This is a genomic window from Streptomyces sp. DSM 40868 (assembly GCF_011820545.1).
GTDB lineage: Bacteria > Actinomycetota > Actinomycetes > Streptomycetales > Streptomycetaceae > Streptomyces > Streptomyces eurythermus.
Genome location: NZ_CP050504.1, coordinates 4,531,412 through 4,546,172 on the forward strand (window position 1 = coordinate 4,531,412; position 14,761 = coordinate 4,546,172).

14 protein-coding genes, 1 tRNA gene and 1 pseudogene are annotated in these 14,761 nt (G+C 73.2%); 8 read left to right on the forward strand and 8 right to left on the reverse strand.

The window, feature by feature from the left end; all coding sequences use genetic code 11:
* Nucleotides 1-267: 267 nt before the first annotated feature.
* Both HB370_RS20635 and HB370_RS41975 read left to right on the forward strand, forming a co-directional pair.
* A tRNA-Leu gene (locus HB370_RS20635) sits at nt 268-354 on the forward strand.
* Nucleotides 355-558: 204 nt separating this feature from the next.
* Complete coding sequence (locus HB370_RS41975) at nt 559-1,641, forward strand: LAETG motif-containing sortase-dependent surface protein (RefSeq protein WP_030780845.1); 1,083 nt, start codon at nt 559-561, stop codon at nt 1,639-1,641.
* A 173-nt stretch (nt 1,642-1,814) separates the two neighbouring features.
* Here the strand turns inward: HB370_RS41975 and HB370_RS20645 are convergent, their stop codons facing one another.
* Nucleotides 1,815-2,420, reverse strand: coding sequence for a TetR family transcriptional regulator (locus HB370_RS20645; protein ID WP_037701336.1), 606 nt, complete (start codon nt 2,418-2,420; stop codon nt 1,815-1,817).
* A gap of 155 nt (nt 2,421-2,575) precedes the next feature.
* On the opposite strand from HB370_RS20645, the gene HB370_RS20650 reads away from it, so the two are divergent.
* From HB370_RS20650 to HB370_RS20660, 3 genes are all read left to right on the forward strand, one after another.
* Complete coding sequence (locus HB370_RS20650) at nt 2,576-4,108, forward strand: DUF2252 domain-containing protein (RefSeq protein ID WP_078637479.1); 1,533 nt, start codon at nt 2,576-2,578, stop codon at nt 4,106-4,108.
* A 139-nt stretch (nt 4,109-4,247) separates the two neighbouring features.
* Nucleotides 4,248-5,060, forward strand: coding sequence for a hypothetical protein (locus tag HB370_RS20655; protein WP_030780836.1), 813 nt, complete (start codon nt 4,248-4,250; stop codon nt 5,058-5,060).
* Between the two features lie 68 nt (nt 5,061-5,128).
* A complete protein-coding gene (locus tag HB370_RS20660; protein ID WP_030780833.1) occupies nt 5,129-5,458 on the forward strand; it encodes a rhodanese-like domain-containing protein in 330 nt (109 codons plus the stop codon).
* Nucleotides 5,459-5,500: 42 nt separating this feature from the next.
* Here the strand turns inward: HB370_RS20660 and HB370_RS20665 are convergent.
* From HB370_RS20665 to paaA, 6 genes and pseudogenes are all read right to left on the reverse strand, one after another.
* Nucleotides 5,501-5,686 (reverse strand): annotated as a pseudogene (locus HB370_RS20665) (acyl-CoA dehydrogenase); the annotation flags it as partial.
* Between the two features lie 213 nt (nt 5,687-5,899).
* Nucleotides 5,900-6,964 (reverse strand): 2Fe-2S iron-sulfur cluster-binding protein, encoded by a 1,065-nt coding sequence (locus tag HB370_RS20670; protein ID WP_030780827.1) that lies wholly within the window; start codon nt 6,962-6,964, stop codon nt 5,900-5,902.
* Nucleotides 6,964-7,569, reverse strand: a complete 606-nt coding sequence (gene paaD, locus HB370_RS20675; RefSeq protein WP_030780823.1) for a 1,2-phenylacetyl-CoA epoxidase subunit PaaD — start codon at nt 7,567-7,569, stop codon at nt 6,964-6,966. Before paaD ends, HB370_RS20670 begins: the two co-directional genes overlap by 1 nt.
* Complete coding sequence (paaC, locus tag HB370_RS20680; RefSeq protein WP_030780820.1) at nt 7,563-8,294, reverse strand: 1,2-phenylacetyl-CoA epoxidase subunit PaaC; 732 nt, start codon at nt 8,292-8,294, stop codon at nt 7,563-7,565. Before paaC ends, paaD begins: the two co-directional genes overlap by 7 nt.
* Nucleotides 8,291-8,578, reverse strand: a complete 288-nt coding sequence (gene paaB / locus HB370_RS20685) for a 1,2-phenylacetyl-CoA epoxidase subunit PaaB (protein WP_014673816.1) — start codon at nt 8,576-8,578, stop codon at nt 8,291-8,293. Before paaB ends, paaC begins: the two co-directional genes overlap by 4 nt.
* Complete coding sequence (gene paaA / locus HB370_RS20690; RefSeq protein ID WP_030780813.1) at nt 8,575-9,591, reverse strand: 1,2-phenylacetyl-CoA epoxidase subunit PaaA; 1,017 nt, start codon at nt 9,589-9,591, stop codon at nt 8,575-8,577. Before paaA ends, paaB begins: the two co-directional genes overlap by 4 nt.
* Nucleotides 9,592-10,197: 606 nt before the next feature.
* Here paaA and HB370_RS20695 point away from each other — a divergent pair.
* The 3 genes from HB370_RS20695 to HB370_RS20705 are packed head-to-tail and all read left to right on the forward strand — an operon-like array spanning nt 10,198 to nt 13,036.
* The gene (locus HB370_RS20695) at nt 10,198-11,076 is read left to right on the forward strand and encodes a DUF5819 family protein (protein WP_037701330.1); all 879 of its coding nucleotides are present in this window, start codon (nt 10,198-10,200) and stop codon (nt 11,074-11,076) included.
* A complete protein-coding gene (locus HB370_RS20700; protein WP_030780809.1) occupies nt 11,073-12,287 on the forward strand; it encodes an HTTM domain-containing protein in 1,215 nt (404 codons plus the stop codon). Before HB370_RS20695 ends, HB370_RS20700 begins: the two co-directional genes overlap by 4 nt.
* Nucleotides 12,284-13,036 (forward strand): TrmH family RNA methyltransferase, encoded by a 753-nt coding sequence (locus tag HB370_RS20705; protein WP_030780806.1) that lies wholly within the window; start codon nt 12,284-12,286, stop codon nt 13,034-13,036. Before HB370_RS20700 ends, HB370_RS20705 begins: the two co-directional genes overlap by 4 nt.
* A 7-nt stretch (nt 13,037-13,043) precedes the next feature.
* Here HB370_RS20705 and paaN read toward each other — a convergent pair whose 3' ends face one another.
* The gene (gene paaN, locus HB370_RS20710; protein WP_030780803.1) at nt 13,044-14,738 is read right to left on the reverse strand and encodes a phenylacetic acid degradation protein PaaN; all 1,695 of its coding nucleotides are present in this window, start codon (nt 14,736-14,738) and stop codon (nt 13,044-13,046) included.
* Nucleotides 14,739-14,761: the final 23 nt, after the last annotated feature.

The window sequence follows — 14,761 nt, forward strand, 5'->3', positions numbered from 1 at the left end:
CCCGCACCGGGCTGTGCACCCGGCCCGCCTTCCGGGGAGACGGCCGGGACCGGTACGAGGTTGATACGTGAACCGTGTCTCCCTGAGACGGACGGGCACGGGCGGGACGCGTGAGGACGCGGACGCCGACCCCGCAGGGGGGCGCGCCCGAGGCGGTCGCCGGGGGCGCCCGGGAAGGGATGTGAATCCACCCCGGACGACGTGCTAATGTTCTCGATGTCGGAAGGGGCCAGCCCGAAAGGGAAGGAACCGGAAGACACACCCAATGCGCGGGTGGCGGAATAGGCAGACGCGCTGGATTCAGGTTCCAGTGCCCGCAAGGGCGTGGGGGTTCAACTCCCCCCTCGCGCACCACCGAAATGAGCGGCATCGTAATCACGATGCCGCTCATTTCTGTTTCCCGGGCGTGGTGCTCGTCCGTGATGCGTGACGAAGGTCTCAGGCCCGCAGGGACTGTGATGGCCTTCACATAAAGGCGGGGTAAGGGTGGTGCAACCCTTTACGGCCTCTCCGGGTCATGACTGCGCACGCACTGGTCACTCCCGTTCTGAGGTTCGTATGAAGCTTCGCCGTTCCCTGGCCCTCGCCGCCGCCACGGCCGCCATCACGCCGGCCGTTCTCCTCGCGGCCCCGATCGCCCACGCGGCGGACGGGGACACTCCGGCGACCACCGTCACCGAGACGACGCCGGGCCAGGAGGCATCCTCGCCCTCCGCCGACGAGTCCCCTGCGGCCGACGAGTCCCCCTCGGCCGACGAGTCCCCCGCCGCCGGGAACGGCACGACTCCGTCCGAGGGGGCGTCCTCGCCCGCGGCCGACGGGGACACCGCGCCCACCGCGAAGTCCTCGCCCAGCGCTTCCGCCTCGGCTTCTGCTTCCGCCTCCGCTTCCGTGTCCGCGTCCCCCTCGGCGTCCGCGTCCCCGTCGGACGGCCCCGCCGAGTGCTCCGACGACGAGGCCAAGATCGACGACAACCTGCGGACCGCCCTGTCCGGGCTGCCCTCGAAGATCGTGGCCGGCAGCGGCTTCCACGGCTTCCGGCTGAACGTGAAGAACAGCGGTGACCGTGCGTACCAGCGCGTCGACCTCGGGGTCTTCGCCGCCCAGGTGGACGAGGAGGAGTACTTCATCGACACCAGCCACCTGACCCTGCAGTACAAGGACCCGTCGTCGGGCCAGTGGAACGACATCTCCCTGGACGAGAACGACGAGGGCGCCGGCTACCTCGGCTACACCGACGTCAAGGCCCACGAGTCCTTCTCCATCGACCTGCGCCTGGCCGTGGACAGCTCCGCCCCGGCCGGCCTGGGCTACGCCCTGAGCATCGGCATGTACGCCGACGACGAGGGCAACTGCGTCCTCGCCGGCGACGACAGCTACTACGAGTTCGACATCCTCAAGGCCGGCACCGCCCCGGGTGAGCCCGGGGACGCCAAGCCGCAGGGCGGCAAGAAGCCGCTGCCCCAGCACCAGCCGGCCGGCAACACCAAGATCGAACCCCAGGGCCACCTCGCCGAGACCGGCTCCAGCTCCGCGCTCCCGATGATCGCCCTGGCGGGCGGCGCGGCGGTCGCGGTCGGCGCGGGCGCCATGTTCGTCGTGCGCCGCCGCAAGACGGCCGGTCCGAACGCCACCGTCTGACGGGATCTTCCCTGCTGCCGGCCACAGGACGCGTAGCCGGCGCCGGTGCGGCGGCGGACTTCATGACCTCCGCCGCCATGCCGGTCCCGCGGTGTTCGGGCCGCTGCCGTACTAGGTCCGCCCGAGCCCGCCCGGTACGGCCACGACACGGCCGGGCAGCCGGTGCGGGTCGGTCACAGGCGGAGTCCGCCGAGGCGGTCCAGTGCCCAGGCGAAGAGGGTCGTGAGGTCCGGTTCACCGTCGCGCTCCGCCCAGTACAGGAGCGTCTCGGTGGTCACCGCGACGAGGACGGCCGCGCCCAGCCGGACCTCGTAGGCGTCCGCGTCCCTGCCCGCGCGGCGGGCGAGCAGCGCGGCCGTGTGCGCCACCTGTGCTTCCTGGTGCTGCCACAGGCGCGCGCGCAGCGGCCGCACCCGCGCGGCCAGCCTGAGCCGCGCCAGCGTGGTGTCCGGGTCCGGGCCGACGCGCCGGGCGAGCAGGTCGCGGAGCGTCGCCCGCACCGCGTCGTCCGCCGGCGGCTCCCCCGAAAACCCGGGGCCGGCCGCGCAGGCCGCCCCCGGTTCGTCGGGGGACGGGCCGGGGTCGTCCATGAGGACCACGTCTTCCTTGGCCGGGAAGTAACGGAAGAACGTGCTCGGCGAGACGTCGGCCGCGTCACAGATCTGTTCGACGGTGGTGTGGTCGTACCCCTGCGTCACGAAGAGACGGAGGGCTTCCTGCCGGAGAAGGCGGCGGGTCTTGGCCTTCTTCCGCTCCCGCAGGCCGGGTCGGGTGGTCATGGGCCTGTACCTTCCTGACGCATGCGGCCGCCGCCCATTGTCCCACCGGTGCCGCGGAGTCGATCAGGGCCGCTCAGGGCCCGGTCGACGGCGTCGAAGCCCGGGTCGCCGCGAGCCGTCCCCGGGGCCACTGGTTGTACCGTCTCCCCGAGTTGATGTTCGTACCGACGTACGTTCGAAGATGTGCGGGGGAGGCGGTCGCGGTGACCGGAAGCGGTGAGCGGGTGGCGGGCACGGCGGACCGGGGCGCGCGCCGCCTGCCCCGGGTACGGGGATTCGCCCCGGGGCCGTCCCAGGGAGCGCCGGGCGAGGCGGAGGGCCCGGATTCCCCGGGTACGGCGGCCGGGTTCGGTTCGCCGAAAAAGGAGGGCAAGGCTCTGCGGCGGAGTGTGCCGCGTTCCGCCCACCGCACGCTCGACGCGGACGCCGGCCGCCCCGACGCGGTGACCGCGGTCCGGGAGTCCGGCGCCGGCCGCATCCCCGAGCTGGTCCCGCTGCGGGTGGGCCGGATGGCGGCCGGACCGTTCGCCTTCCTGCGCGGCTCTGCCGGGCTCATGGCGTACGACCTCGCCCGCACCCCCACGACCGGGATCGCCACCCAGATATGCGGCGACGCGCACGCGGCCAACTTCGGCCTGTACGGCGACGCCCGCGGCGACCTCGTCATCGACCTCAACGACTTCGACGAGACCGCGCGCGGCCCCTGGGAGTGGGACCTGAAGCGGCTCGCGGCCTCCCTGGTGCTGGCGGGGCGGGAGACGGGCGCCGACGAGGACACCTGCCGCGCGGCGGCCCGCGACGCGGCCGGCGCCTACCGCCGCACCATGCGGCTGCTCGCCAAGCTGCCCGCGCTCGACGCCTGGAACGCCATCGCGGACGAGGAACTGGTCTCCCACACCGACGCCCATGACCTGCTCGGCACCCTCCGGCGGGTCTCGGAGAAGGCCCGGTCCAACACCAGCGGCCGGTTCGCGGCGAAGTCGACGGAGGCCGTCGCGGGCGGCGGACGCCGGTTCGTGCCCGCCCCGCCGGTGCTGCGCGACATCCCGGACGCCGAGGCGGCGGCGGTCGCCCTGGCCCTGGAGGAGTACGTCGGCACGATCGGCGAGGACCGCCGTCCGCTGCTCGCCCGGCACGCCGTGCACGACGTGGCCTTCCGGGTGGTCGGCACCGGCAGCGTCGGCACCCGGTCCTACGTCGTCCTGCTGCTCGACCACCGCGGGGAGCCGCTGGTCCTCCAGGTGAAGGAGGCGCGCCCCTCCGCGCTCGCCCCGCACCTGGCCACGGCCGGTTTCCCGGTGCGGCCGGTGGCGCACGAGGGCCGCCGGGTGGTCCTCGGCCAGCAGCGGATGCAGGTGGTCAGCGACATCCTGCTGGGCTGGACCACCGTCGAGGGGCGCCCGTACCAGGTGCGGCAGTTCCGCAACCGCAAGGGCAGCGTCGACCCGGCCGCCCTCCCCGCCGACCAGCTCGACGACTACGGCCGGATGACCGGCGCCCTGCTGGCCCGCGCCCACTCCCACAGCGCCGACCCGTGGCTGATCGCCGGCTACTGCGGCAAGAACGAGGAACTGGACGAGGCCATCGCCGCGTTCGCCGTCGCCTACGCCGACCGCACCGAATCCGACCACGCCGACCTCCTGACAGCCATCCGAGCGGGCCGCATCGAGGCGGAGACGGGGGTATGAGCCCCGTCCTCGTTCCGCACGCGCGGACGAGCACCCGGGCGAGTGGGTCCCTTCCACCCGCCTGCGTCCGTCCGGGCCGGGCCGCCGAGAGCCCAGCGCCACGCCTGGGCCGGGCCCGGCGGAGCGATACGCTGAACGCGTGACCTCCCCCGAAGCCGGCCAGTCCCAGGCGCCGCGCCCCGAGGAGCGGCTGGAACAGGCCGTCCGGGCCGCCGAGCAGGCGCTGATCGAGTACGAGATCGCCGTGGAGACGTTCCGCGTGGAGGTGGAGAACTTCTCCCGCCTGCACGACCAGCGGCTCGGCCCGCTGTACGCCCGGATCGAGGAACTGGACGCGCGGATCGCCGAGGCGCGGGCCGCCCGCACCGGCGACCCCGAGGACATCCGGCGCGCCGCCGAGGCCCGTGCCCGGGTGCTGCCGCTCCCGGACGTGGAGGAGCTGCTGCACGGCTGGATGGACGGCGACGGCCTCTTCCCGGAGGCCACCGCCATGCTCACCGGCCAGGCGGTACGGCCCCCGCAGCGGGTGCGCCCCAGTGAGCGGGCCCGCAAGCTCTACCGCGACCTCGCCCGCAAGGCCCACCCCGACCTGGCCCAGGAGGAGGCGGAGCGCAAGCGGCGCGAGGAGTTCCTCAGCCGGGTCAACGCCGCCTACGCCCGGGGCGACGAGGCCCTGCTCACGGAGCTGGCCGCCGAATGGGCCGCCGGTCCGGTGCCGCCCGAGCGCCGGCCGAGCCCCGCCGAGGAGCTGTACGCCCGCCTCGAATGGCTCGCCCAGCGCAAGGAACTGATCACCCTCGTCGCCCGCGAGCTGGAGGAGGGCGCGATCGCCGGGCTGCTCCGGCTCGCCCCGGACGACCCCGACGGGCTGCTCGACGAGATCGCCGGCCGACTGGGCGCCGACATCGCCCAACGGGAGGCGGAACTGGCCGGGCTGCTGGGACAGGGCTGAGCCGGGTTGCCGGGACGGGGCTGAGCCGGGCTTCGGGTAGCGTCGGAGCCATGAATTTCGGAGCTGGTGTGCCCACGGTCCAGGTGACCGACGTCGAGGACGGTGCCTTTCTGCTGGATGTCCGCGAGGACGACGAGTGGCAGGCGGGCCACGCCAAGGGGGCGCTGCACATCCCTCTCAGCGATTTCGTGGCCCGCTACGGCGAGCTGACCGAGGCCGCCCCGCAGGACGGCCGCGTCCACGTCATCTGCCGCTCGGGCGGCCGCTCGGCCCAGGTCACCATGTACCTGGTCCAGCAGGGCCTCGACGCGGTGAACGTCGACGGCGGCATGCAGGACTGGCAGCGGGCCGGCCGCCCGGTCGTCACCGACGACGGCACCCCGGGCTTCGTCGTCTAGCCGTCCCCCAGGATGCGGCCGTCCATCGGCGGGAGCCCTCCGTCAGCCGAGCGGATGGGTGGCCGGCAGGTCCCCGAGCCGCTCCTCGTACGCCGCCGCGGGGCCGAGCGCCGGTTCCAGGTGCTTGGCCCAGGCGTGGTAGCGGTGCAGTGGGCAGTCGGTGTCCGCGCCGAAGCCGCCGTGCGGGTGCTGTGCCGTCTGCACCACCCGCCGCACCCCTTCCGCCGCCAGGCGGCCCGCCAGAGGGTGGTATCCCCGCGCCGCCTGCTGCTCCTCGGTGAAGGTGAAGTCCACGACCTGTCCTCCCGGCGGGTACCGTCGTCTGACGGTCCGTCAAGGTGGAGCAGGTTCAGGAGAAGGGAACGGGCGGTACGGAAGGGGTCGGGACGGCGGCAGCGAGACCGGCGCGAGGGCCCCGCGCTCGCCGGTGGCCCTTGCGGGTCAGCGGTCGAAGTCCAGTTCCACCCTTTCCGTCAGCGGATGCGACTGGCAGGCCAGCACATACCCGGCCTCCGTCTCCTCCGTCTCCAGCGCGAAGTTGCGGTCCATGCGCACCTCGCCCGCGACCAGGAAGGCCCGGCACGTCCCGCACACCCCGCCCTTGCAGGCGTAGGGCGCGTCGGGCCGGTTGCGCAGCACCGTCTCCAGCAGCGACTCGCCCTCCCGCACCGGCCAGGTGCCGCCGCGTCCGTCCAGCCGCGCGGTGATGGTGCTGTGCGCGGGAGCCGCCGCCGTCGCCGCGGGGGCCGAGCCCGCGTCCACGTGGAAGATCTCCTGGTGGATCCGGTCCCGTGCCACGCCCAGGTCGCGCAGCGCCCGCTCGGCGCCCTCCACCAGCCCGTACGGGCCGCACAGGAACCAGCCCGCCACCTCCGCCACCGGCACCAGCGCGGGCAGCAGCCCCGTGAGCCGTTCCCGGTCGAGCCGGCCCGAGGGCAGGCCCGCCTGCTGTTCCTCCCGGGAGAGCACGGTCACCAGCTGAAGCCGCTCGGGACAGCGGTCCTTCAGATCGGCGACCTCCTCGAGGAACATCGTCGAGGCGGCCGTCCGGTCGCTGCGTATCAGACAGAACCGGGCCCGTGGTTCGCGGGCCAGCAGCGTGGCGACGATGGACAGCACCGGGGTGATGCCGCTGCCGCCGACCACCGCCGCGTACCACCCCGGCGCCGGGTCCAGCGTGAAGCGGCCCGCCGGGGTCATCACGTCCAGCTCGTCCCCGACGTTGATCTCCTTCAGCGCGTACGTGGAGAAGGCCCCTCCCTCCACCAGCCGCACCCCCACCCGCAGGGTGGCCGGTCCCTCGCCGGCCGGGAGCGGGGCGGGGGAGCAGATCGAGTAGGTGCGGCGGATCTCCGTGCCGTCCACCCGGCGGCGCAGCGTGAGGTGCTGGCCGGGCGCGTGCCGGTACTGCGCGCGCAGCTCCGGCGGGACGGAGAGGGTGAGGGCGACGGAGTCGTCCGTGAGCCGGTCGACCGCGGCCACCGGGAGCGGGTGGAAGCGTGCCATCACAACTCCTTGAAGTGGTCGAACGGTTCGCGGCAGCCCAGGCACCGGCGCAGCGCCTTGCACGCGGTCGAGGAGAACCGGCTCAGCAGCTCGGTGTCGGCCGAACCGCAGTGCGGGCAGCGGATTGGTTCGGTGCGGGTCTCCGTGTACGGGGCCGCGCTCGTGCCCTCGTCCGTGGCCGTACCCGTGACCGTGTCCGTGGTGGCGTTCGTGGCCGTGGGGCGTGTGCGGGTCGGGCCCAGGGGCAGCGGAACCGGGCCGGCGGCCCGCCGGGCCCGGGGCGGCGCGATGCCGAACTCGCGGAGTTTCTCGCGGCCTTCGGGAGTGATGTCGTCGGTCGACCAGGCCGGGCTGAGCACCGTGCGGACGGTGACCTCGCGCATGCCGTGGGCGCGCAGCACCCGCTCTATGTCGACGCTCATCGCCTCGATGGCGGGGCAGCCGGTGTAGGTGGGGGTGAGATCGACCTCCACCGCGTCCGTGCCGTGGACGTGCACCGCGCGGAGCACGCCCAGCTCCCGCAGCGTGAGCACGGGCAGCTCGGGGTCGGGCACCGTCCCGGCCAGCTCCAGCAGTTCCGCCTCCAGGGCGGTGCCGGTCACCATGTCGCCCCCGGGTGGCTGCGGTGCAGGTGCTGCATCTCGGCGAGCATCCGGCCGAACGGCTCGGTGTGCAGGCCCTGCCGGCCGGCCCCGGCCGACCAGGCACCGGTGCGCGGCCCCTCGGGGAGGGTGAGGGTGGCACGGGTCAGCACGTCGGTGATGGACTCCAGCCATCGCTCCTCCAGCCGCGCCCAGCCGGCGGCCAGGCCCTCCACCGGCTGGAACATCTCCCCGGTGTACCGCCACAGCGCGGCGCACGCCCGGGCCATCCGCTCATGGCTGGTCTCCGTGCCGTCGCCCAGCCGGAGCGTCCACTGCTCGGCGTGGTCGCGGTGGTAGGCGACCTCCTTCACCGCCTTCGCGGCCAGTGGCGCGAACGGGCCGTCGCCTGCGGCCAGGTCGGCGTAGAGGAGGTGCTGGTACGTGGAGAAGTACAGCTGGCGTGCGATGGTGTGCGCGAAGTCGCCGTTCGGCTGCTCCACCAGCTGGAGGTTGCGGAAGGCCCGTTCCTCGCGCAGATAGGCCAGTTCGTCCTCGTCACCGGCCAGCGACAGCAGTACCCGGGCCTGACCGAGCAGGTCCAGGGCGATGTTGGCGAGGGCGACCTCCTCCTCCAGGACGGGGGCGTGCCCTGCCCATTCCCCGAGGCGGTGGGAGAGCACCAGGGCGTCGTCGCCGAGGGCGAGCGCGGCGGTCACCGGGACGGTGGCGGGGCCGGTGGCGGTCACAGGTGCTTCACCCCTTCCGGGATCTCGTAGAAGGTCGGGTGCCGGTAGGGCTTGTCGGCGGCCGGCTCGAAGAAGGGGTCCTTCTCGTCCGGCGAGGAGGCGGTGATGGCGGCGGCCGGGACGACCCAGATGGAGACGCCCTCGCCGCGCCGGGTGTACAGATCGCGGGCGTTGCGCAGGGCCAGCTCGGCGTCGGGCGCGTGCAGGCTGCCGGCGTGGGTGTGGGACAGGCCGCGCCGGGAGCGGACGAAGACCTCCCACAGGGGCCAGTCGGTGGTGCTCATGCTCGCGTCGCTCCCGTCCCACCGGTGTCGCCGGTGTGCTTGGCCGCGTAGGCCGCGGCGGCTTCCCGTACCCACGCGCCCTCGTCGTGGGCGCGCCTGCGCTGGGTGAGGCGCTGTTCGTTGCAGGGGCCGTTGCCCTTGAGGACCTCCCAGAACTCCGTCCAGTCGATCGGGCCGAAGTCGTAGTGTCCCCGCTCCTCGTTCCACCGCAGTTCCGGGTCGGGGAGGGTGAGGCCCAGGGACTCGGCCTGGGGGACGCAGATGTCCACGAAGCGCTGGCGCAGTTCGTCGTTGGAATGGCGCTTGATCTTCCACTCCATCGACTGCGCGGAGTGCTGGGACTCGTCGTCGGGCGGGCCGAACATCATCAGCGACGGCCACCACCAGCGGTCCACCGCGTCCTGGGCCATGGCGTGCTGCTCCGGTGTGCCCTTGCTGAGGGCCAGCAGCAGTTCGTAGCCCTGGCGCTGGTGGAAGGACTCCTCCTTGCAGATCCGGACCATCGCACGGGCGTACGGGCCGTAGGAGCAGCGGCACAGGGGGACCTGGTTGGTGATCGCGGCGCCGTCCACCAGCCAGCCGATCGCTCCGACGTCGGCCCAGGTCAGGGTCGGGTAGTTGAAGATCGAGGAGTACTTCTGGCGGCCGGCGTGGAGTTTGTCCAGCAACTCGTCACGGCTGGTGCCGAGCGTCTCGGCCGCGCTGTACAGGTACAGGCCGTGGCCGGCCTCGTCCTGGACCTTGGCCATCAGGATCGCCTTGCGGCGCAGGGAGGGCGCGCGGGTGATCCAGTTGGCCTCCGGCTGCATGCCGATGATCTCGGAGTGCGCGTGCTGGGCGATCTGCCGGACCAGGGTCGCGCGGTAGGCATCCGGCATCCAGTCGCGCGGTTCGATGCGCTCGTCGGCGGCCACGGCCGCGTCGAAGGCGCGCTGGTAGGCCGTCGTGTCGGCGGTGTCCGGCGCGCCGTCCGCCCCTGTACGGGCCGTGCGCTGCGCGGCTGCTGTGGCCATGCGGTCCCCCTGACCTCGGCTCTGCGGTGAACACTGTCCTTCCAGCCCGGCCCGACCGATCGTTCGGTCCGTGCGCAATCCATGGTGTGCCGGGCCGCCATGGGGTGTCAACCGCTGTGGAAAACTCCCGCCGCGACCTGTGGACAACGTGCGGGGAGGCGGGAGGCGAGCTGGTCCGGGAGGGGATGGGCAGGGTGGAAGGGGGTGGAAGGGGGCGGGGGCGGGAGGGCGTCGCGGGGGCTGGCGCGAGGCGTGCCTCGGCGGGGTGACGGCTGGGGCGAAGTCCGGCTGAGCAGGAGCGGTGACAGCGGCAACAGGCAGTGCCCGGTCGCCGCCTCTGCCGGAGCGCCGAAGCCGTGACCGTCGCGTTCCCGTGTGGCGTTCCGTGGCGTGGGCCACGTCTCGGTTCGTACCCGGGGCTGCGCCCGGTGCCCCCGGCTGAGTACCGTTCCGTGCGGGCGCCGAGAGGTGGCGCCCGTGCGGCATGCGGCGCCTGTGACGAACCCGGCGCCGACGGCTGCCCCCGCCCGGCCGACGCCGGGCGGACGACACCGAGCGGAACGACCGGGCCGAACGAGAATGAGCCGAAACGGGGGACGGGACCCAATGGACGCGTACGACGAGGACTCGCGGGAACCGCAGGCTCCCGACGGGCCGGCCGGGACGCGTCTCCCGGAACAGCCGCCACGCCCGGCCCCGCCACCGGCCGCCACGCCCGAGCCCCGTACCCCCGTGTCCTGGCCCGAGTCCCGCGCCGGTGCCACCGGTACTGAGCCCCGTACCGCCGTCGCCGCGCCCGAGGCCGGGCCGGGTACCGGGAAGGGCCTGCCCCGGCCCCGTACCGGCGTGGCCGCCCTCTCCCTCCCGTATCAGATCGTCGCCGCCATGGCGCTCTCCGTGATCGCCGTGGCCGCCTGTGTGCATGTGCTGATGGTGTTTCTCAGCCTCGCGCCCTCCAACACCGTGACGAAGCAGCACGGCGAGGCGATAGAGGAGTGGGTGTACCCCGAGTTCGAGCAGAACTGGAAGCTGTTCGCCCCGAACCCGCTCCAGCAGAACATCGCCGTACAGGTCCGCGCCGAGGTGCGGATGCGCGACGGCGGGCTGCTCACCACCGCGTGGACCGACCTGTCCGCCCAGGACGGCGCCGCCATCGACGGCAATCCGGCGCCGAGCCACACCCAGCAGAACGAGCTGCGCCGGGCCTGGGACTTCTTCGCCGCCACGCACGGCGCCGACAACCGCGCCGTCGGTCTGCGCGGCTCGCTGTCCGAGCAGTACCTGCGCCGGATCGTGGTGATGCGCCTGCACCGGAGCGATCCGATGAGCCGGGAAGGCGTGATCCAGCGCGTGCAGGTCCGTTCCCGCACCGCCAATGTGCAGCCGCCGCCCTGGAGCCGTGAACGCGTGCCCGACAAACCCGCCTACCGCCTGCTGCCCTGGTGGTCCGTGACGTCCGACGAGGCCGCGGGAGGCGTGCGGTGAACCGTCTCTCCCTGACGCTGTCGCGGGGTGTCGCCCAGGTCACCGGCGCGGCCCTCGGGCCGTACCAGAGCGCCGTGATCCGGATCGGGTTCGCCGGGACCTGGCTGCTGTTCCTGCTGCGCGAGTTCCCCCACCGCCAGGAGCTGTACGGTCCCTCCGGGCCATGGGGCTGGAACCTCGCCAAGCAGCTGACCGACGACAACCAAGCCTTCACGGCGCTGCTGTGGTCCGACGGGCGGCTCTGGTTCGAGATCTGCTACGCGCTGGCCGTTCTCGCCTCTGCGGCCCTGGTGCTCGGCTGGCGCACCCGGACCTCCTCCCTGCTGTTCATGGTGGGCGTGCTGTCGCTGCAGAACCGGAGCGTCTTCGTCGGCGACGGCGGCGACAACGTCCTGCATCTGATGTCGATCTACCTGGTGTTCACGCGCTGCGGTCAGGTGTGGTCCCTCGACGCCCGCCGTGCGGTCCGCGCGGCGGCGGCACGCGCGCGTGGCGAGCGAGTGCCCGCCGACCTGGTGGGACCGGTGCTGTGGGCGGTGCTCGGCCTGGCGCTCGGCACGGCAGCGCTGACCGGGCGGTTCCATGCCACCGAATGGCTGATCCCGGCGCTGCTGTGGACGGCCTGGGCGGGACTCGGCCTGTGGTGGGTCGTCGAGCGCCGGGCGGCCCGGCGGGAGCCCCGGATCCTGCTGGACGTCGTCGCCAACGTCCTGCACAACGGCGCTCTGGTCGTCATCATGGCCGAGGCCTGCCTGATCTACGCCACGGCCGGCTGGTACAAGGTCCAGGGCTCGCGCTGGCAGGACGGCACCGCCGTCTACTACCCGCTCCACCTGGACTACTTCTCGCCCTGGCCGGGGCTCGCGGACCTGATGTCCTCCAGCGGCACGATCATGATGATCGCGGCCTACGGGACGGTCATGGTGCAGGTCGCCTTCCCGTTCACCCTGTTCAACCGGCGGGTCAAGAACGTCCTGCTGGTGGTGATGATGGCCGAGCACGCGGTGATCGCGGTCGTCCTCGGCCTGCCGTTCTTCTCGCTGGCGATGATCGCCGCCGACGCGGTGTTCCTGCCGACGTCCTTCCTGCGCCGGCTCGGCGACCTGGCGGCACGCGCGCGGGGGCGGCTCGCCGGGGGCGCCGGCCATGAGGTCCCGGCACCGCGCCCCACGGAGGAGAGCACGGCCGACCACGTAGGGTTCACCGCATGACCGACCCGCTGAGCCGCTGGCGCGCGCACGCTCAGGGCGCCGTCCTGCTCGACGGTTTCCACGCCCTGAAGCACGCGCTGCGCTTCGGCGCCGAGGTGCCGGTCGCGGTCACCACCGACCGGCGGGCCGCGCTCGTCCTCGCCGAGGAGCTGGCCGGGGACGTGCGCGACACCCTGGACGCCCTGCTGACGGAGGTGTCCGGGCCGGAGTACGCCGCCCTGGTCCCGCGCCCGCATCCGACCGGTGTGGCCGCCCTGGCCGCACGGCCGTCCCGCGCGGAGAATCTGCGCGCGCTCGCCCGTACGCCCCGCACCGCCCCCGTCGTGGTCCTGGACAACCCGCGCAATCTGGGCAACGCCGGTGCCGTGATCCGGCTCGCCGCCGGGTTCGGGGCGACCGGGGTGGTCACCACGGGCACGCTCGACCCCTGGCACCCCACCGTGGTGCGCGGCGGCGCGGGTCTGCACTTCGCGACCGCCGTCGAGCGGCTGGACCTCGACGACCTGCCCGCCGGGCCGCTGTTCGCGCTCGACCCGGAGGGCGAGGACATCCGTGCCACCCGGCTGCCGGACGACGCCGTTCTGGCCTTCGGCTCGGAACGCACCGGCCTGTCGGCTCCGCTGCGCGCCCGCGCCGATCACCTGCTGCGCCTGCCGATGCGCCCCCAGGTCTCCAGCTACAACCTCGCCACCAGCGTGGCGATGACGCTGTACCACTGGAGCGCGACCGGGGGCGCGTCACTGGCTTAGGCCGGGTTCAGGCCTCCCGCCGCACCTCCACCATCCGGAAGCGGTTGGCCACGAAGGCGCTGTCGGTCAGGGCCGCGTTGGCCGCCGGGTTGCCGCCGGAGCCGTGGAAGTCGGAGAAGGCGGCCGTCTGGTTCACGTAGACCCCGCCGGTCAGGTTCAGGGAGAGCTGGGCCGCCTCCTCCAGGCATGCCTCCTCGACGGCCTGCTCGGTCGCGGCGTCCGTGGTGTACGCGCCGACCGTCATCGCGCCCTTCTCCCGGACGGTGCGGCGCAGCAGCTCCACGGCGTCGGCCGCCGAGTCGACGGCGACCGCGAAGGAGACCGGGCCGAAGCACTCGCTCATGTACGCGGCCTCGTCGTCCGGCTTGGCGCCGTCCAGCTTGACGATGACGGGGGTGCGGACCACCGCGTCCGGGAAATCCGGATGGGTGACCTCGCGCGAGGCGAGCGCGACTTCGCCTAGCCCGGCCGCGGCCTCCAGGCGGGCCTTGACGTCCGGGTTGACGATCGCGCCCAGCAGCGCGTTCGCCCGGGCGTCGTCGCCGAGCAGGCCGTCGACCGCGCGCGCGAGGTCGGCGGTGACCTCGTCGAAGGACTTGTGCCCCTGGTCGGTGGCGATGCCGTCGCGGGGGATGAGCAGGTTCTGCGGGGTGGTGCACATCTGGCCGCTGTACAGGGACAGCGAGAACGCCAGGTTGGACAGCATGCCCTGGTAGTCGTCCGTGGAGTGCACGATCACCGTGTTGACGCCGGCCTTCTCCGTGTAGACCTGCGCCTGGTGGGCGTTGGTCTCCAGCCAGTCGCCGAACGCCGTCGACCCCGTGTAGTCGATGATCCTGATTTCGGGGCGCAGTGCCAGGGTCTTGGCGATGCCCTCGCCGGGTCGCTCGGCGGCCAGGGCGACCAGGTTCGGGTCGAAGCCCGCCTCGGCGAGCACGTCCCGGGCGATCCGGACGGTCAGCGCGAGCGGCAGCACCGCGCGCGGGTGCGGCTTGACCAGGACCGCGTTGCCGGTGGCCAGGGAGGCGAACAGGCCGGGGAAGCCGTTCCAGGTCGGGAAGGTGTTGCAGCCGATGACCAGGCCGATGCCGCGCGGGACCGCGGTGAACCGCTTGGTGAGGACCAGCGGGTCGCGCTTGCCCTGCGGCTTGGTCCACTCCGCCTGCTCCGGGGTGCGGACCTGCTCCGCGTACGCGTACGCCACCGCCTCCAGGGCGCGGTCCTGGGCGTGCGGGCCGCCCGCCTGGAACGCCATCATGAACGCCTGGCCGGAGGTGTGCATGACCGCGTGCGCGAACTGGTGCGTGCGGTCGCTGATCCGCTTCAGGATCTCCAGGCACACCACGGCCCGCAGCTCGGGGCCCGCGTCCCGCCAGGCGCGCTGCCCGGCCCGCATGGCGGGCAGCAGCACGTCGATGTCCGGATGCGGGTAGGTCACGCCCAGCTCGATGCCGTACGGGGAGACCTCCCCGCCCACCCAGTCGTCGACGCCCGGCTGGTCGGCGAGGTCGAGGCGGTTGCCCAGCAGGGCGTCGAAGGCGGCCTTGCCCGCCGCCGCGTCCAGGCTGCCGTCCTCGCCGTAGGCCTTCGGGTGCTCGGGGTGCGGGGACCAGTACGCGCGCGTGCGGATCGCTTCCAGCGCCTGGTCGAGCGTGGGCCGGTGCTTCCGGAGCAGCTCGTGGGCGGTCGGTTCGGCGGCCATGCGGGACCAACTCCTCGTCTGGA